Source organism: Streptomyces sp. TOM-9 (assembly GCF_056858595.1).
Map to the genome: position 1 here is coordinate 214,498 of NZ_JBXEQB010000001.1, position 19,093 is coordinate 233,590.

A 19,093-nucleotide genomic window follows, 5' to 3' on the forward strand; every position below is an offset into this window, starting at 1 on the left:
ACAAGGACGAACGCATGACGCAGACCGTGAACGCACTGTGGGACCCGGCGCTGGACGCCGACCGGCTGCAGGCCGACCCCGAGGTGGACGAGTTGCTCACCGGCGCCGTCGACCTGCACACCCACCCCGGCCCCAGCCCGTTCCCCCGCCGGATGTCCATCATCGACGCGGCCACCGACGCCGCCTCCCTCGGGTTCCGCGCCCTGGTGGCCAAGTCGCACCACCACAGCATGCAGACCGACATCCTCGCGCTGGAACAGGCCGGGCTGCAGGACGTCCCGGTCAAGGTCTACGGGGGCGTCGCGCTCAACCACACGGTCGGCGGGCTCAACCCCTACGCCGTCGAACTGGCCCTGCGCATGGGCGGCAAGGTCGTGTGGTTCCCGACGATCGCCTCGCGGGCGCACCTTGAGTTCCACGCGCACCACCACAGCGGCTTCCCGGTCGCGGGCGTACCGCTGCGCGAGAACGAGCCGATCAGCGTGCTCGACGGGTCCGGCAGGCTCAACGCCGCCACCCGCGACATCCTCGACGTGATCGCGGCCGAGTCCGCCATCCTCAACTGCGGGCACCTGCCGGCCGACGAGATCGACGTGCTGATCCCAGGCGCGCTCGAGGCGGGCGTGACGCGGATCGTGGTCAGCCACCCCGACTTCGTCCTCGGCGCCTCACCCTCGAGCATCGGCGACTGGTGCCGCAAGGGCGCCTTCGTGGAGCACTGCCTGGCGATGCTGGTCGGCCGGGAGCCGAAGGCCGAGCCGTTCGACCGGATCGCCGCGTTCTACCGGGCGGCCGGTCCCGGCCGGACGATCCTCTCCTCCGACCTCGGGCAGAAGGGCAATCCGCTGCCGGTCACCGCGTACCGCAGGATGGTCCGGGTGCTGCTGGACCAGGGCGTGGCACCCGCCGACATCAGGTCGATGACGGGAGGAAACGCCGCTCAGCTGCTGTCCATTTGAACCCCGGGCCGGTGGCTCGGTAGAGTCCGCTCGATGTGCGAGCGACGTGAGGAGCGGGCTTGACCAGCGGGGGCGGCACCGGCGACATCCAGGCGGTGCACCGCGTCGCGGAAATCCTGCGGCTGTTCACCCTCAACAAGCCGAAGGTCACCGTCGCCGAGGCCGCCGCGCAGATCGGCCTCAACCGGACCACCGTGCACCGCTACTTCACCTCGATGGTCCTCGACGAGATCCTCGAACGCGCGCCGGACGACGCGTCGGCGTACATGCCCGGGCGCCTGCTGCTGCAGCTCGGCGCCGTCGCCCAGGGCCAGCGGCGGGTGCTGGACACCGCCCCTCGTCACATGGACGCGCTGTCGGTCGAGACCGGCCGGTCGGTGGTGCTGTCCTTGTGGGGCGCGTCCGGTCCCGTGGTCTCGCTCGTCTCCGAGGCCGGCACCCATCCGATCCTGATCACCGTCCGGATCGGCTCGACCCTGGGGCCCGACTCGGCGCAGACCCGGCTGTTCGTCGCGCTGTCCAAGGACGAGGAGAGGGTGAAGCGGTACCTGGCCCGGATTCCGGACGAGGCGCGGACGGCGCTCGAGGGCACGCTGGAGCCGTGCCGGTCCCGCGGCCTCAGCCGGATCCGGGTGCCCTCGATCGACGGCGTGGTGCTGGCCGCGGCCGTCTTCGACGAACACGACGTCGCGGCCACGGTGGCCTTGGTGGGCACCACGTCCTCGTTGCCGGAGCACGCGACGGAGATGGAGTCGGCGCTCCTGCGGACGGCCGCCGCCATCACCGAGGAGCTGGGCGGCTCCGGCACCCGCGATGCGGCACTGGGCGACCCGGCCGTCTGAGCCTGCGGCTCGGCCGCTTGCAGACGGCCGGGGCGCGAGTTAGCGTCGAATATAGTCACTTATGTTGACTATCGAGGTTCATCCATCTCTCCGGCTGCAGGAGCGTGCACCATGCCGGACAACAAGTTCCACGAGTTCCTGACCCCCGACAACAGCGCCCTCGTCCTGGTCGACCACCAGGTGGGCCTCTACAGCGGCGTGCGGGACACCGGTCTGCTGGAGCTCAAGCACAACGTGGTGGCCTTGGCGAAGGCGGCGCAAGTGCTCGGGGTCCCGACCGTCGTCACCACCACCTCCGCGGACAGCCTGTGGGGTCCGCTGATCGGCGAACTGGCCGAAGTGCTGCCCGACGGGGCCAAGGTCATCGACCGCAGCACGGTCAACGCCTGGCACGACGACCGGGTACGTGAGCGCATCACGTCCACAGGGCGCGGCAAGCTCATCTTCTCGGGCATCTCGTTGGAGGTGTGCGCGACGCTGCCCGCCATCGCGGCCGCCGCGGAGGGCTACGACACCTACGTCGCGCTCGACGCGTCCGGGACGTTCTCCGCCGCCAAGCGGGAGGCCGGCCTCATCCGGCTCCAGCAGGCGGGCGTCATCGTCGGTGACTACGCCACGCTGATGGTCGAGATCCTCGGCGACAACGCCTCGGCCAAGGCCGCCGAGGTGTACGCGGCCCTCGACATGCCGTTCGCCGTGCTCGTCGGGCAGATCTCCGCCGCGTACGGCACGTAGCGCCGCGCGTCTCGTCCCGGTGCCGGGACCGCCATCGGCCCCGGCACCGGGATGACGCATGTCGCCTCGGCTACTCGCCGGTCTGCTGCCGCAGCCGCTCGTCCAGCCAGGTACGGGCCACGCCCCAGGCGTGCCCGTCCGGGTCGATCACGTCGAAGTGGTCCGCTCCGGGTGACATCACGAGCGTGACGTCCGCTCCCTTGGCCGTGGCCGCTTGCGCGTAGGTCTGCGCGTAGGCCGGTGGGATCACCTCGTCGGCGGAGCCGTGGACGACCAGGACCGGGACCCCGCCGTCGGCGAGTTCGACGGGGGAAGCGACCGCGTACCGGTCGGCGTGTTCCGCGACGCTCCCTCCGAGCAGCAGCCGGGCGATGCCGTCCCCGGCCTGTGCGGCCACCGCCGGCCACACGTCGGCGTGGGACGGCGGCGGCGCGTTGGGCGGGACGTCGGCATCGGAGTCCGTCATGCCGTTGCCGAGTGCCACCGCGTCGGCGTGGACCAGGTCCAGCACGCCGGCCAGCGACACCACTGCGATGGGCCTGACCCTGGGATGCGCGCCGGGAACGCCGTCCGGCAGGGCGGATCGGTGGGCGACCCATGTGGCCAGGTGCCCGCCCGCCGAGTGTCCGACCACCAGTACTCGGCTCGCGTCGACCGCCGGGTCGAGGTGGGCGACGGCGTCCACGGCCGCGGCCATGTCGTCGAACGTCCCCGGCCACCCACCGCCGGGTTCACCGATCCTGCGGTACTCCACGTTCCAGACGGCGTAGCCGCGCGCCACGAGGTCCTCGGCCAGCGGTACGACCTGCCGGCGGTCGAACATGGCCGTCCACCATCCGCCGTGCACCAGGACCACGACGGGGAAGGGCCCCTCGCCCTCGGGGAGGTAGAGCTCTCCGACCTGGGACGGCCCGGGTCCGTAGGCGACGGTCCGCACGGCTCGGGAGCCATCGGCCGCGTCGTCGTAGCGCACCCCGCTGTCGGCGCTGACGAGCCGGTCGATCGTGGCGAAGAACGCGGCGATCTCGGGGAGGTTGCCCCCCTTCGCGCGTGACTCGTCGAAGGCCAGTGCGTCCGCCCATTCGACGACGTCCAGCCAGGTGTCGTCGGCGACGCGCACCAGGCGTGCGCCGATGAAGCCCCTGCGGTCCTTGCGGAACGCCGACAGCATGCCGGAGCGTGCCGACAGCATGTCCGACGTCCTGTCCGGTGCGACGACGAAAGTCGTCAGCTCGATCACAGACATCCTCAGCTCCTGAACGGGAGATGCACGGAACACAATTAGTGAGCAAACTTGATAGTCACTGATCTTGACTATTCAACCTTAGGTGTCCGCGGGGACGGCTGCAAGTGAGGGCGGAAGCCGGGCGGAGGGCCGGGCGCCCTGTGCGCGGTCATCCACCGCGGTGAACACACGGGCGGTGCGCCCCGGATGCACAGCGGGCACCCGGCGAGGCCGCCACACTACGATCGACCGTAGTGAGGGACTCCAGACGCAAAGGGGTGGCCGGCCGTGCGGCGCAGTGAACGGAAGGTGACGGATCCTGACATCGGGATCATGTCCGCACGCCTGCTCTTCTCGGTCCAGAAGGAACTCTTCGAGAAGCTCGCCGAGCAGGGCCATCCCGAGCTGCGCCCCCAGCACGGCGCGGTCCTGGGATACATCGACGAAGAGGGCAGCCGGGCGACGGAACTGTCCCGGCTGTCCGGGGCCCACAAACAGGTCATCGGCAATCTGATCGACGAACTCGAAGCCCTGGACTACGTGGAGCGCCGCCCGGACCCCAGCGACAGGCGCGCGAAACTGATCGTGCCCACCGCCCTGGGACGCGACCAGATGCGCAAGTCCGACGCCATCATGGCCGCCATCGAGGAGCGCCACGCCGAGGAGATCGGCAAGCAGGAGTACGCACGCTTCAAGGACGCGTTCCGGCGGATCACCACACTCCAGACCGAGCGGTTCGACGAGGCCACGACGCCCAGGCGGCGGCGCCCGGCGGCCGGGGACTGACCGTCTACAGGCGGGCGGTCATCCCGCCGTCTATCGCGAGCGCGGCTCCGGTGATGAACCCGGTCTCGTCGCTCAGCAGGAACGCCGCGAACGCGGCGATCTCCTCCGCCCGGGCCATCCGCCCGAGCGGATGCATCGCTTCGGCCGAGCGCCAGGAGTCCTCCGGCGTCAGGTCCGGGTCGGCCCGCGCGAGAGCCCGCGACAAGGGCGTGTCGACACCGCCGGTGACCAGGGCGTTGACCCGGACGCCGGCCGCGGCGGCGTCCAGCGCCGCCGACTGGGTGAGCCCGATGACGCCGTGCTTGGCCGCGTTGTAGGGGGCCATGTGCGGGTACGCGGCGACGCCGCAGACGGAGGCGTTGTTCAGGATCGCGCCCCCGCCGCTCGCCTGGAGCGCGGGTATCTCGTGCTTCAGGGCGTAGAAGACGCTGGTGAGGTTCAGCTCCAGGTCCGCGTGCCAGGCCCCGCTGTCGACCTCGGTGACCCTGCCGTCGGCGGTGGGGGCGCCCGCGTTGTTGAACGCGCCGTCGAGCCTGCCGTACCGGCTCAGCGCCTGCCCGACCGCCTCCTCCACATCGGCCTCCACGGTCACGTCGGTGGGCACGAAGGTCGCCTCGCCTCCGGCGGCCCGGATGTCGGCCGCCAGCGCCTCACCGACCTCCCGGCCGCGTGCCGCGAGGACGAGCTTCGCGCCCTCGCCCGCGACGCGCTCCGCCGTCGCCCAGCCCATGCCCGAGGTGGCCCCGGTGATCAGGATGACCTTCTCTGCGAAACGTGCGTACACGATCACTCCCCTGGCCGGTCGGGCCTGAAAACGGAACTCCCACTCGAAACAGAAAGTAATAAGTCTTGATTGTCGCGATTTGCACCATAGAGGCTAGACCGCTTCGCACCCGGCGGCAACCCTGCCGGAACCGCTCCACCGCCCTAGGCTGACTGTTGTAGGGCAGGCCAGAAGGGAGCCGGTCATGGCCGACAACGCCACGACGAGCCACCCCGCGACCCACGCACTCCCCCGCTCCGTCACACGACTGGAGATCCCGGTCGGAGAGGATTACGAGGACTTCCGCGCCCGCTACGAACAGGCCGTTCCTCCGCTCGACTACCAGCGCACCTTCGAACTGGTCGCCGCCCGGGCGACGTGGAGCGCCGTGCGCGATCTGGTGGACGAGAACGCCCCACTGGGGTTCATGATCTACTGGAAGTTCGACGCGCAGCCCCTGTTCGGCGTCGCCGGGAACCAGGCACGCTGCACGGAGTACCTGATGGGCAATCACATCATCGCCGAGCGCATGTACCGGCACGATGCCGGAGCCCTCATGTACGCCCCCCTGCGCACCACGGTCCACGAATCCCCCTCCGGGGAGGCGCTGTTCGCGATCGACCGCCCCAGCGACACGGTCGCCGCGCTCGGGCGGCCCGAGATCACCGACGTGGGGCGGGAGCTGGACCGCAAGGTCGGAGTCCTCCTACGTCACCTCGGGGTCCCCGTGCCCGAGGAGCTGACCTGACCAGGCGGCGCTCCTAGGTCCTCGGCCCGCGTTGTCGTACCCCCGGCGTAGCATCCGCCCGGAGTCAGGGATGCGGTGTGCGGCTGACGGAGGCGCGTGGATGACGAGCACGACGGGGCAAGCCGAATTCGACGCCCTCAAAGACGGCCTGGACCGGCAGCGCGAGCATGTCCTCGGGATCCTCGCCGGCCTCTGTGAGCACGACCTGCGCCGGCCGGTGCTGCCCAGCGGCTGGAGCTGCCTGGCGCTGGTGCGCCATCTGACCCTGGACGTCGAACGCTTCTGGTTCTCCGGCGTCATCGCGGGCGAGCCGGCTGTGGCCCGGCAGCTCACGGCAGGGGCGCAGGCACACTGGTCCGTGCCCGGGACGATGACTGCCGAGGAGGTCTTCGCCGACTACCGGGCGGCCGTCGAGCGTGCGGACGCCGTCCTGGCCTCCACGGCACTCGAACAGCCGCCCGCCGCCTGGCCCGAGGAGATCTGGCCCGACTGGCGGCTGCCCGACGTGCGCCACATCCTGATCCACGTGCTCACCGAGGTCGCCTGCCACAGCGGCCACCTGGACGCCGCCCGCGAACTGATCGACGGCACGACCTGGCTCGGCGGCGACCCCTACGCCCGTGGCTGACCGCAGCGGGACGTGAGGGTTCGTCAGGAAGCCGAAGGGCCGGGCCCGGCGTCCGCGATGCCCGCGGCGTCACGCTGGAGGCGGGCGAGGGCGTGGACCGTGTCGCGGGTCGCGGGGTACAGCTCCCGGTAGAGGCCGTGCAGCCTGGCGTACGCGGCCTCCGTGGCCGGGTCCGGTACGCACTGCTCGCGGACGGGGTTCCACGTCGCGGTGGCCGTCGTTCCACCGTCCCATCGGGCGGCGAGCCGGGCGGCCCCGTAGGCGGCTCCGACGGTGACGGTGGGGATGTCCTGGGGCAGCCCGGTGACGTCGGAGACGATCTGCGTCCAGAGCCTGCCCTGCGTGCCCCCGCCGACCGCGACGACCCGCTCGATGCCGGCGCCCGCCCGGCGCATGGCCTCGATGTTGTGGCGCACGCCGTGAGCGGTGGCCTCCAGCGCGGCCCGGTACAGGTCGCCGCGGGTGTGCTCGACGGTCAGACCGGCGATCACCCCGCGGGCGTCGGGGTCGGCGATCGGTGTCCGCTCACCGGCGAAGTACGGGAGCATCGCGAGCCCGCGCGCGCCGACGCCGCTGGCCGCGGCCTCCGCCAGCAGGTCCGCGCGGCCGGGTGAGCCGAACAGGCCGCGCAGCCACTCGGTGACCGCGCCGGAGGTGGCCATGCCGGCGGCGAGTGAGCGTGTGCCCGGGAAGGCGCCCACGGTGCTCCACAGTTCGGGCACGCGCAGCTGCCCGGTGACGGTGGCGATGAGGAACATCGTCGTGCCGTACATGAGCATCAGGTCGCCCGGCCGGGTCGCGTCGACGCTGACGGCCTCGGCCCAGGCGTCGATCGTCCCGGTCAGGACGGGTGTCCCCGGCAGGAGCCCGGTTGCCGCTGCCGCCCCGGCCGTCACCGTGCCGGCCTGGTCACCGGGCCAGCGCAGCTCGGGCAGCTCCGCGTGCGGCCACACCGCGTCCACCCAGGGGCGGTACCACTCCTGCGCCCGGCTGTCGTAGAAGGGGACCGACTGGCTTGCCGAGTGGTGGTCGAGCACGTAGGCGCCGGTGAGCCGGTGGGCGAGGAAGGAGGCCGGCATGAACAGCCGCCGTGCCGCACCGAACACCTCGGGCTCGTGCTCGGCCACCCAGGCCACCTTCGGCCCCACCGCCTGCGTGGACAGCACGCTCCCGCACCGGTCGAGGACGGCCAGGCGGCCGAGTTCGGCGTCGAGCCGGGCGATCTGCGCAACGGCCCGCGTGTCCACGCCGTACAGGACGGCCGGACGCAGCGGCCGGTTCGCGGCATCGGCCAGGGCGACGCACGGGCCCATGCCGCTGACGCCGACCGCCTCCACGCGCACACCGCCGGACAGGAGGTCGCGGGTGATGGCGCAGAACTCCCGCCACCACACCTCGGGGTCCATCTCGACGTGTCCTGGTCTCGGGCGGGAGACGGTGTGGGTGCGCACGGCGGTCGCGATCACCGTGCCCGATGCGTCGACCAGGACGCCCTTGCTGCTGGATGTGCCGACGTCGACACCGAGGAAGGCCATACCTGCATGTCACCACACGGGTGGGCCGTGACACCGAAAACGCGGTCCTGCTGTGGACGGGTGCGCATCATTCGCCGCCGGCCCCGCATTCAGTAGTTCCAGCGGTTCACACTGCCCTCGTCGCGGCAGAAGATCAGGCGGCCGTTGCCGGCGTGCGTGGACCGGCCGACGTCGGCGGCCCGGCAGAACTGACCCGCGTTGTAGCAGTTGCCCGCGTTGGAGACGATCTCGCACGTGGTGCTCGTGTCACCGCTTCCGGCCGAGCCGCTTCCGGAGCTGGGCGCGTCGTCGTCGCGGACCGGCGGGGAGTAGTCCGGGTCGTTGGTCCTGTCCTTGTAGGTGCCCTTCTTGGCCGGACAGGCCCCCTCCGTCAGCCACAGCGTCACCGTCGGATCGTTCTTGACCTGCGTCGTGGGGCCGGGGGCCTGGAAGCACACCTTCCAGGTGTCGTAGTCGCCCTCCTCGGCGGAGACGTCGTCGACGTCCTCGTCCGCGTAGGCGGCCTTGAGCGTGACGTCTCCTTCGGTCACCTTGCCGACGGCCTCGAGGGCCTTCTCGTAGCTGCGGCCGACGACCGCCGGCATGGTCGGCCAAGGGATCGGCCTGCCGTCCGCCTTGGGGCACGGGGCGCCGCCGGGCACCGTGGCGAAGTCGACGCTGTGGTAGGTGACCTGCTCGAAGCACACGGTCCAGTCGTCACCGGGAGCGGCATCCTGGTTGCTCGCGTCATGAGCGGAGACCGTGTAGCCGTGCTTCCGCGCGACGTGCTCCGCCGCGGCGAGCGTGCTCTCGACCTGACTGGTCATGGCCGCGGGCGCCACGGTCGCCGTGGCCGTCACCGTGGGCGACGGTTTGGCCTTCGCGCTGCTCTCGGTGTCCCCCTTGGCGGTGACGGCGGCGCCGCCTCCGGCGCCGAGGGCGAATATCAGGGCGCCGATGCCGATGCGCTTGAGCCACTTCCGTCGGCCCGGGGTGCCCGGGGACTGGGCCTGCGGCGGGGACTGCCATCCGGCACCCCAGGACGGGGAGTTCTGCGGGTTCACTTGCGTTCCTTGCCGGCGAGTCCGACGGGTGGCGGCGTCTTCGTCGCACCGGTCTGCTGAGTGGGAAGGATGGTGGACTTCGCCTGAGATTGCGGGAGATTATCGGATGAACCAGTCCCTGTCGACGCTCTTGACCGGCTTTCGTGGGTTCGCCATCCCAGCCGACCGGACGCGGCGAACCGCACGCGCCAGCCGGCCGCCGAACAACCCACCCCGGCCAGCGGTCTGACTGTCGCTCAGCCAGCTTGAGACCTCCTCGACGTACGGGAACAGCCCTACCTCCCAGGCAACTTGAGCACGCGCCCCATGCCGGAAGCGGCACCCGGCCCCGGCGGGAAATCCCCGGTCTTCGCATCGCGCACCGAAGGGCGCCCGGCCCGCTTGCCCGGGCGTCCCGAGTCGCCGGCGGGGACACCGGGCGGAGGCGGCCGGCCGCCTCCGCCCGTCGGCTCCGGTAAGTCGGGTGACGGACCGCCGCGGGCCTGGTAGAACAGGCGCCGATGGGCATCCGGGAGCGCGACCGCAAGGTGTACCGGCCGCTGCGGCGGGCCGGCCTCGAGGTGATCCCGAACGCCGTGCCGGACGGCACGATGCCGTTCGTCCACGGGTACGCGACCGAGGACGTGGGCGGCAGCTTCTCCCACCCGTACGACACCCCACGGCTCGTCGAGCGGCTCAACGAGGACTGGTACGACCTCGCCGTCGCCTCGGGGCTCTTCGACCATCGCCGCGAATTCCTCGTCCAGCTTCCGCAGGGCGCCCGAACGCACCAGGCCGCCCTGTGGAACCTGCACAACGGCGGCCACGTCGCGCCGGCGGTCTGGGCGCGGGTCCGGCTCCTGGAGCGCTGGGACATCATGGGACGGGGCGCGGCATCGGCGTTCCTCGGTGTCCACGCGGGGCATCCCGGCTTCGCCATGATGGCCCTCGACGGCAGCGTGTACCTCTGCGCCTCGACGGGCGAGGCCGGCGTCGACGTGCTCACGGTGCGCCACCCGGACCGCTCGGAGAACGTCCTGCGGCACCTGGAGCGGATCGTGCTTGACGCCAGCCCCTACGTCATCCGCGCGTTCAAGGAGCGGATCGCCGTCTGGCTCGCCGGTCGCACACCGGACGCCGTCGGCCTTCCGGGCGGCTGACGCCGCGATCCAGGCGACAGGCGGCAGGCCACGGCCGGGGGCGACGGCCGGGAGGCAAGTTGATCGTTGCACCACACACCCATTAGGCTCTTGCCTGATCAAGTAAATTGTCGGACGTGCAGGGCGCTCCCGGCGAACGGTGAGCCGACGAGGACGCCTGACACGCCACCGGCCTGCCACGCACCGGGGAACAACAGGAACGAGCGGCCGGTCAGCGCCGCGCATGTGAGGGAGGAACCGGGGTGTCCGGCAGATCACACAACCCCTACGGCTTCTGGTACCGGCTGGCCGCGGCCATCGCGAAACCCGTGCTGTTCGTCCTCGTCAGGCACCGGTGGCGCGGGCACGAGCACATACCCGCCGAGGGCGGTTTCATCACCGCCGTCAACCACATCTCGTACTTCGACCCGCTCACCTACGGGCACTTCCAGTACAACAGCGGTCGGCCGCCCCGGCTTCTGGCCAAGGCCTCCCTCTTCACCATCCCCTTCGTCGGCATGGTGCTGCGCAAGACCGGCCAGATCCCCGTCCACCGTGGAACCGCCGACGCCGCGCTGGCGCTCCGGGACGCGATCGCCGCCGTCAACAAGGGAGAGTGCGTCGCGGTCTACCCGGAGGGCACCGTCACGCGCGACCCGCAGCTGTGGCCGATGGCCGCCAAGTCAGGTGCGGCACGCATCGCGCTGACGACCGGCGCGCCCGTCATCCCGGTCGCCCAGTGGGGCGCGCACCGGATCGCACCGCCTTACGCGCGCGGGGGACGCGGCAACCGCAGGGTGTGGCTGGTGCCCCGCCAGACCGTGCACGTCGTGGCGGGACCCCCGGTCGACCTCAGCCGCCACCACGGCAAGGAGCTCACGCCGGGCGTTCTGAAGGACGCCACGGAGGACATCATGACCGCCATCACCGCGCTCCTCGCCGACATCCGCGCCGAGCAGCCGCCCGCCGAACGCCACAGCGTGCGCCGCGCCGCTCGCGAGCGCGGCAGGTGACCCGCGGCGCTGCGGGGCCGCGCGCAGCGGCAATGGGTACTGCCCACAGGTGAGTTGATCGTCGGACGTGTCACGGCCCGTGGCGGAGGGTTCTCCGCCACGGGCCGTTCAGCGGCGCCCGGGGGCCCAGCCGTCACACGCTCCGGTCGCGCCCCCGCCCCCGCGCCGGGGTGCGCACCGTCACGATGGGCTCGAGCAGCCGCCGCGGGGTGTTGATCGCGCTGGAGACGGGATCGTCGTCGGCCCCCTGAGGCCGGAAGCCCGGTCCGGGTTCCATGCGAATTTCCGGGACCGGAACGGCCGCACCGCATTCCCGGCAGCGTCCGTCGGGGTCGAGCAGGCCCCCGTCGAGGTCATGGCGGATGAGGCGCTTGGTTCCGTTCGGGGAGTAGAAGGACTCCCCCCAGTTCATCAGAGCGTGAACGGCCGGCCACAAAGCGATGCCCTTGGCCGAGAGCCGGTACTCGACGCCGCCCGCCGCGTCGTCGTCGCGTGTGAGCACGCCTTCCTGCACCAGCGTCTTCAGCCTGCTGGTGAGGACGGCCCGCGGGATCCCGAGCTGCGTGGCGAAGTCCCCGAACCTCCGGACCCCGTAGAACGCGTCGCGGACAATCAGGAGCGTCCATCGTTCTCCGACGACTTCCAGCGTCCGCGCGAGGGGGCAGTTCCCGTCGGCGTAGGTGTTGGGCAGGGTCATGCCCACCATCCTACCAGGAGCGGTTCACTCACCGAACTGATCGGTGCTACCGTGGACCCGAGATCAGTTCAGTCACTGAACTGGCCGCATTGAGCTCGGGAGCATGCCGCATGTACCAGTTCCTCGTCTCCTTCACCGTCCAGCCCGATCACCGCGACGACTTCGTGCGGGCGGCCCGGAAGACCGCGCAGGACTCCCTCGCGAACGAGCCCGGCTCCCACCGGTTCGAGGTCATCGCCGACGAGCAGAACCCGGACGTCTTCTACCTGAACGAGGTCTACGCGGACGTGGACTCGTTCAACACCCACGCCACCGGACCGTACTTCGCGGCGTTCTTCGCCGAAGCCGCCGCCTACGCCGAAGGCCCGACGTGGCTCATGCGGGGCAACCTCGTCGGCGACAAGACCGCCGTCTGACGCGGGGAGGGCGAGCGATGACCATGTCCGGAAGCCCGGGGCGAACGCGCAGGTACGTCCTCGCGGAGCGGCCCGCCACGCTGGCCGGGCCGCTGCAGGAGGGCGTCCTGCGCTACGAGGAGGACGTTCCCGTGCCGCGGCTCGAAGCGGGACAGGTGCTGGTGGAGGTCGGGTGGATGTCGCTGGACGCCCGCGGCCAGGAGCTGGATGAACGACATCCCGACTTCCCTCCCGCCCTCACCCCTGGGTGAGGTCATGCGCGCCCTGGGCGCCGGTACGGTGACCGGGACGCAGCACCCCGGCTTCGCCGTCGGGGACCGGGTCTGCGGTCTGCTCGGCTGGCAGGAGGACGCCGTGGTGGACGGCGCCGTCCTGCGCCGCGTCCCCGGCGGCGTGCCCCTGCACGCCTCGCTGAACACCTTGGGCATCGCAGGCCGCGCAGGCGGTGCTGCCGGCCATGCGCGAAAGGGGGGCGGGTCGTCTCGTCTTCGTCTCCAGCATCCAGGGACGCCTGGTGCTGCCGATGATCGGCCCCTACGGCGCCAGCAAGTGGGCGCTGGAGGCGCTCGCCGAGACGCTCGCCATCGAGACGGGTCACTTCGGCATCAAGGTGAGCATCGTGCAACCCGGCGCCGTCTCCTCCGGTGGCGGGGAGCGCGCCAAGGTGTTCCTGAAGGAGGACGACCCCTACGCCCCGCTCTACGCGGCCCTGCCCGCCCTCCGGGGTGAGCTCATCACCCCCGAGGAGGTGGCCGCCGTGGTGGCCGACACGATCGAACAGCCCGCGCCCGCGCTGCGCGTGCCGGTCGGCGCGCCGGCCGAGCAGGTGTTGCGGGCCCGTAAGCAGGCCCCGGAGAGCGAGCCCTTCCTGATGGCGAAGATCAACTGGTAAGGGCCTCGGAGGCACCCTTCGCCTGCCACAGGTCGCGGAGCAGGGCGATCTCGGCCATGTGGTGGATGAGTTCCAGGTTGCCGCCCGCGAGCACGCCGACGAACGGCTCGTCGGGGTCGGAGCCGTACGGGTACTGCGAGAAGCCGATCGTGTCGAGCTGCTCGTCGGTGACGGTGGCGACGCTCTCGCGCCAGCGGTCGATCACCGCCCAGAACCGCTGGAGCGCCACGGCCGCGGAGGGCGTGAAGTCGACGAGCAGCTTGGGCTCGTGCCGCCGTTCGCCGAAGGTCCACTCCCATCCGCCCGCGAAACAGAAGTGCAGGTGCCCCAGGCGCCACGCGATGGTCGTGAACGGTGCTCGGTCGGGCTCCGGCGGGCCGGTGTGGGCCAGGACCTGCTCGACCCGTTCGACGCTCACGCTCCAGTCCTCGGCGATCTTGTCGATGGTCATGCCGCCCGCGGCCTGCCGGGCCACCTCCGCGTACTCGCTCGCCGGGATGTCCGGGGCGCCCAGGTCGAGCACCCACTCCCCCGGACCGAACGCCCTGGGCGTCTTCGCCTCACCCCGCCGACGGATCGACCAGCAACCGGGCACCGGCTCCCACAGGTACTCCTCGTCGCCGAGCCCCTCGAGCCGCACCTGGGCCATCTCCCGGGCGTGGTCGAACTGTTCGAGCAGCAAACCCAGTCGGTCGGTCCGCGCGCCCTCTGTCGCCATGTGCCCGGCTCCCTCCGCGGTCGCGTTTCGTCGCTGCGCACAGGCGAAGCTAACGGCTCACCTCACGGGACGCGACCGAATTCCCGGCCCGCGCCCTCAGCGCTCGGCACGGGGCGCATGGTGCACAGCCTCAGATGCGGACGCCGAACTGGAACGGCATGTTGTTGATGGACTCGTAGCGCACGAGCGTGCCGGTGCGCGGCGCGTGCAGGACCATGCCGTTGCCCGCGTAGAGGCCGACATGATGCAGGTCGCCGTAGAAGAGGACGAGGTCGCCGGGCGCGAGCTGGCTCATCGACAGGCGGGTGCCCGCGTTGGCCTGCAACTGGGAAGGCCGCGGTATGTGTGCGCCGGCCTGGGCGTAGGCCCAGGAGGTGAGGCCGGAGCAGTCGAAGGCATTGGGACCGGAAGCTCCGTAGACGTACGGCAGGTTGAGCTTGGTCTTGGCCGCTGCGAGGGCGGCGGCGGCGAGCGAGGAGGCCGGCGGGACGTTGCCCAGGTCGACGCGCTCGTTGGAGCGGTTGGCGCGGGCGTCGGCGGCGGCGAGGGAAGCGCGCTGGGAGGCGGTCAGCGAGTTCAGGAGCTTCTGCGCCTCGGCGAGCTTCGCCTGGACTTCCTTCTTCTTCTCGCCCAGTTCGGTGCGGGTCTCGTCGAGCTCGTTGAGCTTGCTCGCGGCCTCCGCCTTCTGCTGGTTGAGGGTGCGCTTCTTCTCCGCGATCTGCTGGAGCGCCTCGGCCTGCTTGGTGCTCAGCTGGTCGAGGGCGGACGCCTTGTCGAGGTAGGTGTCCGGGTCGGCGGAGAGGAACAGCTGGAGCGTCGGGTCGATGCCGCCGCTGCGGTACTGGGCGCTGGCGAGGGTGCCGAGGTCGTCCTGGAGGTCGTTGAGCTCCGACTGCTCGCGGGCCACCTCGTCCTGCAGGTCCTCGACCTGCTTCTGCAGCTTCTGCTGCTTCTCCTTGGCGCCGTTGAACTTCTCGGTCGCCTGCTCGGCCTGCTCGTAGAGACCGTCGACCTTGGCCTTGACGCTCTTGACGGACGGCTTGGCCGGCGCGGCCTGGGCCGCCTGCGCGGACAGGGCGACGGCTGCGGCGGCGGTCGCGGTGAGCACGGTGACACGTGTGCGACCGGCCTGCTTGGGACGACGGTGGGACGCCACTGGCGCGAGCTCCTTCTTCCTCCGGCCGCCTGCCGTACGCGTACGGCACTTGAGAATCGGCGGGGACCTCCGCCGCCATCCCGAATGGATGACCGACCGGGCGGAGGTTCGAGTCACGACACTAATCATTGACTCGCAACCGAATCAAACCCCTGGAGGGAAAAGGCCGTCCAGCCACTATTTCTTTACCCGCACCATCCTTCTCCGCCAATGTGGCGCAGGTCACACCTCGAAAAGTTGCCTTAATACCGGGCGCATTTCAGCCACATCCGCATCGGCCCTGGATACGCACCGTCAATACCCCCGACGGGATTTCCCACATTCGGGCGGCCATGAAATACCGCCTTCCCGGCGGCCGCCGTCGGGCGCTGCAACTGGGGGCGATACCCTCATCCCTGCCCGCGAAGGAGGGGGGATCCACCAAGTGAAGCCCTTGGGAACCCTGTTGCTGTCGGCAGCGACATCTGCCGCCGTGTTCGTCACCTGGGCCTACGGGACGTTCTCCGGCGGCATGGACGTACGGGAGACCTGCGAACTCGTCGTGGGCGAGCATTATGATCCCGACTACAGGGCAGCACACTTCAAGGAGTTCGCCCAGGTCTTTCCCCTGCACAACAAATGCAACGCCTCATACGACCTGGTTCCGGCATGGGTCAACGCGGCCATCCTCGTCCTGGCTCTGGCGACCGTGGTGCTGCTGGGCACGGCCGTCGCGGGGACCGTCAACCATTTCAGGCACCGCCGACGCGCAACGGCACGCTCTGCCCCCGCAGGCAGTTGACCCTCGCCTTTGCGCACGGGGGCTGTGTCAGTGGCCCGCCGCATACTGACGCCCATGCAGATGACGGAGCACACACTCGCTCAGGCATGGCAGCGGACGGTCGCGGGTTCCGACCTGCTCGACGACGCCATGCTCCCGCCGATCGGCACGTCCCGCGACCAGTACGCACGGCGCATGGGCGATCGCGGCGGCCTCCTCCTCGTCCTGGACGAGGACGGCACGGTGCACGGCTACGACAACCCCTACCAAGAGGTCTTCGCCACGCGGGACGTGGACCAGGTGCTGTACTACGTCGCCGAGCAAGCGGTCCGTCATCTCGCCGAGCACATCGTGGCCCACTCCCCCGGCCAGGGCCCCGTCGGCAACCTCGTCGCCGGGCAGGCGAAGATGCTCGAGGAGATCAACCCCGCCTGGGCCAGCCGATTCCGCAGCGGCGGCGTGGACGGAACGCAGGCGACGCGCCCGTGCGGACGCGACCCGCTGGAAGGCCTCGCCTGGATCGCCCGAGCCTGGCGGGATCAGGACCCGTACACCAACCTCGTCTTCTTCCGCGGCGAGGGCGTCAGCGCCGAGGAGATCGCGCCGCTGTACGGAGCCGACCCGGAGCATGTCGCCGCCGGGACACGCCGGTCGGACCTGCACCGCATCGACGGCCACGACCGCGACCACTGGGACACCGCCTGGACGTCCTGCTGCTTCGGGCAGGCGGGCGACTGGGCGTTTCTCATGTACCACGAGACGCCGCCCGGCAGCCGGGCAGGCGCAGCGGAGCTCTCCCGGCTCGGGGTCACCGAGACGGTGTGCCTGAGCGCCTGCTCCGCGAAGGCCATCTACACCTTCGACTACACGCGCGACGGCGTCCGTGTCGACGACGACCGGGGCGTACTGGAACTGATCTGGTACCACCGGGGCCAGGCCCCCTACCACCGGGGCGGCCGGCTCGACTTCCTCAACCAGGCCATACGCCGCGCCGAACTGGACCATCCCGAGCTGACCGACGCGTTCGAACTGTACTTCCACGCCCTGGACGACGCGCTCGGTCTGCGACTTCCCCAGCAGGACATCGAGGAGGGAACGGTCCGGGCCGCGCTGTGGGCACCCCGGGACCCGGGCCGGGGGTGACGGTCCGGCGCGTCCGCGCGTGCACCCGGGTGGCGGCGACGCCACCCGGGTGCGGCCGGGTCAGTCGCGCGAGAACAGCCCGATGCCTTCGGGAATCGCGCGCTCGGCTCCGCCCGTGGGGTGGTTCCGGACGACCGGCGTGCCGGACACGGGATCACGGGTCACGAGGGTGGAGGAGCCCCCGCCGTCCAGGTTCACGCCGTCGTCGGCGCCCACGGCCTGGAAGACTCCGGCCAGTTCGGCGACCGTGAGTCCAGCGCCCGCCTCCGCGCTGCCGTCCAGCACCAGGAGGTGGAGCAAGCGGCCGTCGTCGCCGATGGCGGCTCCGGTCCTGGTCGCCACGGCCTTGTCGTCCAGGCCTGGCAGCGGCGCGCCGTCGCGCAGGACGGGATAGCCGCCGACCGCGAACCTCACCCGCTTGCCGCTGGTGCTCCGCAGCTTGTCGGAGACGCGGACGCGCTCGCCCGACCGGAGCGTACGGAGCGCCGCCGCCCCGCCCTCGCGGCCGACCAGGACCACCGTGCCGGGCTCGATGGCGCCGGCGCCGATCGTGTCGGACCCGGAGACCACCCGGCCGTCCCGCACGGTCACCTCATAGGCGTCCGTGGTGCAGGCGGCGGCGCGCAGGGTGTCGGTGCCGCACGGCGCGCCGGCGCGACACCTCTCCCCACCGCGAGTCGAAGGCACCGATCCCGCCTTCGGGGATCGCGTACTGGTTCAGCCCCTCGAGGTCGAGCCGCTTGCCCTTCTGGGCCCGGACCGTGCCGTCGAGGGTGAGTTCGTCCAGCCGCGCCTTGTGGTCGTAGCCGACGCCGATGACGTCGCGGGTCGACGTCCCGGGCGGCAGACCCGGCCCGAAGCGCTGACCGTTCGGTACGGCCGCCTTCAGCGCCACACCATCGGAGACCGCCGGTCCGACCGCGGAGCCGGTCGCCTGGACGCCAGGGTGCTGGGTCTCGTCGATGTTGAAGAAGTCGGCGTTGACACCCGCCACCGCGCCCTGTGCCGCGGCCAGTTGGGACAGCTTGGCGCGGGAGGCGACCTTCCCCGGTGAGAGCAGGCCCACCGAGACATGGCGGTCGCGCAGATCGGCGGTGACCACATGGCCGGTGACCGTTCCGTGCGACGCGGTCACCGAGAAGGACTGGTAGGTGATGCCCGGCGCGATCGTCACGCCGTCCGCCATCCGGACCCGCTCGACGGCGTCCGCCCGGCCTGCCCCTGTGCCGAGCAGCATCGTCGCCGTCGTGATCACCGCCGCCGCGGAAAGGGCTGCCCCGCGGACCCGACCGATCGTTCTCGTCATTCTGATGTCCCGTCGTATGTGCGTGCATGACGCACGAGTACTGGCCGGAGCCATCAGAAGGGGCTTGGGAGACGTACTGGTGGCAGTTTCCTGACGGGTCGACGAATCCTTGCGGGCCGTGGGCGCACAAATGCCCTTGAGCTCACGGCCGGTGGCCCAGGAGAGTGGGGCCATGGGTTCCCGGCGCTTCGTCTTCCTCGACCCCGACGGCATCAGCGCCGGCGGCTGGCTGTACGCGGTGGTCGAGGCGCGGACCGGTGTCTTCTACCAGCAGCAGTACGGGGGAACGGCCTGCCGTCAGGGGCAGGTCGAGGGCTTCCTTGTGCCGCTGCACGGCCCCGATGAGCTGGCCGCGCTGCGTGAGCTGTTCGAGAAGGACTTCCGCGGAGCCGGAACCTGGAACCACACCTGGCCGCATGACGAGCGGGACCGGCTCCGTGGTGCCATCGGCGCCCTCCGCTACTGGGCCTCCGACGGCACCACGGAGGAGCCGCATCCGCTGCGGCTGGACGAGAGCCGGATCCGTGAGGCCGATGAGGCCTGGGTTCCGGTGATCACACCGGACGGCCCCGCGGTGCTGGTGTGGTTCAACTCGGACTGAACGCCGCGA

General features: G+C 71.0%; 21 protein-coding genes and 2 pseudogenes. 15 read left to right on the forward strand and 8 right to left on the reverse strand.

Going from position 1 to position 19,093, the window contains the following annotated elements:
• Positions 1-14 precede the first annotated feature (14 nt).
• The 3 genes from AC1VWI_RS00975 to AC1VWI_RS00985 all read left to right on the forward strand — a co-directional run bounded on the left by AC1VWI_RS00975 (position 15) and on the right by AC1VWI_RS00985 (position 2,536).
• A complete protein-coding gene (locus tag AC1VWI_RS00975; protein WP_499508938.1) occupies positions 15-959 on the forward strand; it encodes a DUF6282 family protein in 945 nt (314 codons plus the stop codon).
• 59 nt (positions 960-1,018) lie between these two features.
• Positions 1,019-1,801 carry an IclR family transcriptional regulator gene (locus tag AC1VWI_RS00980; RefSeq protein WP_499508939.1) on the forward strand — a complete coding sequence of 261 codons (783 nt, stop codon included), beginning with the start codon at positions 1,019-1,021 and terminating at the stop codon, positions 1,799-1,801.
• 111 nt (positions 1,802-1,912) lie between these two features.
• Positions 1,913-2,536, forward strand: a complete 624-nt coding sequence (locus AC1VWI_RS00985; protein ID WP_499508940.1) for an isochorismatase family protein — start codon at positions 1,913-1,915, stop codon at positions 2,534-2,536.
• 70 nt (positions 2,537-2,606) lie between these two features.
• Here the strand turns inward: AC1VWI_RS00985 and AC1VWI_RS00990 are convergent, their stop codons facing one another.
• Positions 2,607-3,782, reverse strand: a complete 1,176-nt coding sequence (locus tag AC1VWI_RS00990; RefSeq protein WP_499508941.1) for an alpha/beta hydrolase family protein — start codon at positions 3,780-3,782, stop codon at positions 2,607-2,609.
• Between the two features lie 312 nt (positions 3,783-4,094).
• Between AC1VWI_RS00990 and AC1VWI_RS00995 the strand changes: the two genes are divergently transcribed.
• Positions 4,095-4,547: a MarR family winged helix-turn-helix transcriptional regulator gene (locus tag AC1VWI_RS00995; protein WP_499508942.1), complete on the forward strand. Its 453-nt coding sequence runs from the start codon at positions 4,095-4,097 to the stop codon at positions 4,545-4,547.
• 4 nt (positions 4,548-4,551) lie between these two features.
• Here the strand turns inward: AC1VWI_RS00995 and AC1VWI_RS01000 are convergent, their stop codons facing one another.
• Positions 4,552-5,331 (reverse strand): SDR family NAD(P)-dependent oxidoreductase, encoded by a 780-nt coding sequence (locus AC1VWI_RS01000; protein ID WP_499508943.1) that lies wholly within the window; start codon positions 5,329-5,331, stop codon positions 4,552-4,554.
• Between the two features lie 184 nt (positions 5,332-5,515).
• Between AC1VWI_RS01000 and AC1VWI_RS01005 the strand changes: the two genes are divergently transcribed.
• Together AC1VWI_RS01005 and AC1VWI_RS01010 are read left to right on the forward strand one after the other, a co-directional pair.
• The gene (locus AC1VWI_RS01005; RefSeq protein ID WP_499508944.1) at positions 5,516-6,058 is read left to right on the forward strand and encodes a DUF302 domain-containing protein; all 543 of its coding nucleotides are present in this window, start codon (positions 5,516-5,518) and stop codon (positions 6,056-6,058) included.
• A 100-nt stretch (positions 6,059-6,158) separates the two neighbouring features.
• A complete protein-coding gene (locus AC1VWI_RS01010; protein WP_499508945.1) occupies positions 6,159-6,686 on the forward strand; it encodes a DinB family protein in 528 nt (175 codons plus the stop codon).
• 23 nt (positions 6,687-6,709) lie between these two features.
• On the opposite strand, the gene AC1VWI_RS01015 is transcribed toward AC1VWI_RS01010, so the two are convergent.
• Positions 6,710-8,221, reverse strand: coding sequence for an FGGY-family carbohydrate kinase (locus AC1VWI_RS01015; protein WP_499508946.1), 1,512 nt, complete (start codon positions 8,219-8,221; stop codon positions 6,710-6,712).
• Positions 8,222-8,310: 89 nt separating this feature from the next.
• On the reverse strand, positions 8,311-9,264 hold the full coding sequence (locus tag AC1VWI_RS01020; protein WP_499508947.1) for a PASTA domain-containing protein: 954 nt from the start codon (positions 9,262-9,264) through the stop codon (positions 8,311-8,313).
• Positions 9,265-9,764: 500 nt separating this feature from the next.
• Here AC1VWI_RS01020 and AC1VWI_RS01025 point away from each other — a divergent pair, with 500 nt between their 5' ends.
• Both AC1VWI_RS01025 and AC1VWI_RS01030 read left to right on the forward strand, forming a co-directional pair.
• Positions 9,765-10,403, forward strand: coding sequence for a hypothetical protein (locus AC1VWI_RS01025; protein ID WP_499508948.1), 639 nt, complete (start codon positions 9,765-9,767; stop codon positions 10,401-10,403).
• A gap of 242 nt (positions 10,404-10,645) precedes the next feature.
• Positions 10,646-11,395: a lysophospholipid acyltransferase family protein gene (locus AC1VWI_RS01030; protein WP_499508949.1), complete on the forward strand. Its 750-nt coding sequence runs from the start codon at positions 10,646-10,648 to the stop codon at positions 11,393-11,395.
• Between the two features lie 133 nt (positions 11,396-11,528).
• Here AC1VWI_RS01030 and AC1VWI_RS01035 read toward each other — a convergent pair whose 3' ends face one another.
• Positions 11,529-12,092, reverse strand: coding sequence for a winged helix-turn-helix transcriptional regulator (locus AC1VWI_RS01035; RefSeq protein ID WP_499508950.1), 564 nt, complete (start codon positions 12,090-12,092; stop codon positions 11,529-11,531).
• 110 nt (positions 12,093-12,202) lie between these two features.
• On the opposite strand from AC1VWI_RS01035, the gene AC1VWI_RS01040 reads away from it, so the two are divergent.
• The 4 genes and pseudogenes from AC1VWI_RS01040 to AC1VWI_RS01055 all read left to right on the forward strand — a co-directional run bounded on the left by AC1VWI_RS01040 (position 12,203) and on the right by AC1VWI_RS01055 (position 13,400).
• Entirely contained in the window at positions 12,203-12,508 is a 306-nt protein-coding gene (locus AC1VWI_RS01040) for a putative quinol monooxygenase (RefSeq protein ID WP_499508951.1), read from the forward strand.
• Positions 12,509-12,525: 17 nt separating this feature from the next.
• Positions 12,526-12,759: a hypothetical protein gene (locus AC1VWI_RS01045; protein WP_499508952.1), complete on the forward strand. Its 234-nt coding sequence runs from the start codon at positions 12,526-12,528 to the stop codon at positions 12,757-12,759.
• Positions 12,716-12,829 (forward strand): annotated as a pseudogene (locus tag AC1VWI_RS01050) (NADP-dependent oxidoreductase); the annotation flags it as partial. The gene AC1VWI_RS01045 and the pseudogene AC1VWI_RS01050, both read left to right, overlap by 44 nt.
• 124 nt (positions 12,830-12,953) lie before the next feature.
• Positions 12,954-13,400 (forward strand): SDR family NAD(P)-dependent oxidoreductase, encoded by a 447-nt coding sequence (locus tag AC1VWI_RS01055; RefSeq protein WP_499508953.1) that lies wholly within the window; start codon positions 12,954-12,956, stop codon positions 13,398-13,400.
• Here AC1VWI_RS01055 and AC1VWI_RS01060 read toward each other — a convergent pair.
• Together AC1VWI_RS01060 and AC1VWI_RS01065 are read right to left on the reverse strand one after the other, a co-directional pair.
• A complete protein-coding gene (locus AC1VWI_RS01060; protein WP_499508954.1) occupies positions 13,390-14,118 on the reverse strand; it encodes a DinB family protein in 729 nt (242 codons plus the stop codon). The two genes, AC1VWI_RS01055 and AC1VWI_RS01060, sit on opposite strands and share 11 nt — an antisense overlap.
• 130 nt (positions 14,119-14,248) lie before the next feature.
• The gene (locus tag AC1VWI_RS01065) at positions 14,249-15,274 is read right to left on the reverse strand and encodes a C40 family peptidase (RefSeq protein ID WP_499508955.1); all 1,026 of its coding nucleotides are present in this window, start codon (positions 15,272-15,274) and stop codon (positions 14,249-14,251) included.
• Between the two features lie 424 nt (positions 15,275-15,698).
• On the opposite strand from AC1VWI_RS01065, the gene AC1VWI_RS01070 reads away from it, so the two are divergent.
• Both AC1VWI_RS01070 and AC1VWI_RS01075 read left to right on the forward strand, forming a co-directional pair.
• Positions 15,699-16,055, forward strand: a complete 357-nt coding sequence (locus tag AC1VWI_RS01070; RefSeq protein WP_499508956.1) for a hypothetical protein — start codon at positions 15,699-15,701, stop codon at positions 16,053-16,055.
• Between the two features lie 54 nt (positions 16,056-16,109).
• Positions 16,110-17,177 (forward strand): hypothetical protein, encoded by a 1,068-nt coding sequence (locus AC1VWI_RS01075; protein ID WP_499508957.1) that lies wholly within the window; start codon positions 16,110-16,112, stop codon positions 17,175-17,177.
• Between the two features lie 60 nt (positions 17,178-17,237).
• On the opposite strand, the pseudogene AC1VWI_RS01080 reads toward AC1VWI_RS01075, so the two are convergent.
• Positions 17,238-18,414 (reverse strand): annotated as a pseudogene (locus AC1VWI_RS01080) (phosphodiester glycosidase family protein).
• Between the two features lie 241 nt (positions 18,415-18,655).
• Here AC1VWI_RS01080 and AC1VWI_RS01085 point away from each other — a divergent pair.
• Positions 18,656-19,084 (forward strand): DUF6210 family protein, encoded by a 429-nt coding sequence (locus AC1VWI_RS01085; protein ID WP_499508958.1) that lies wholly within the window; start codon positions 18,656-18,658, stop codon positions 19,082-19,084.
• Positions 19,085-19,093 lie beyond the last annotated feature (9 nt).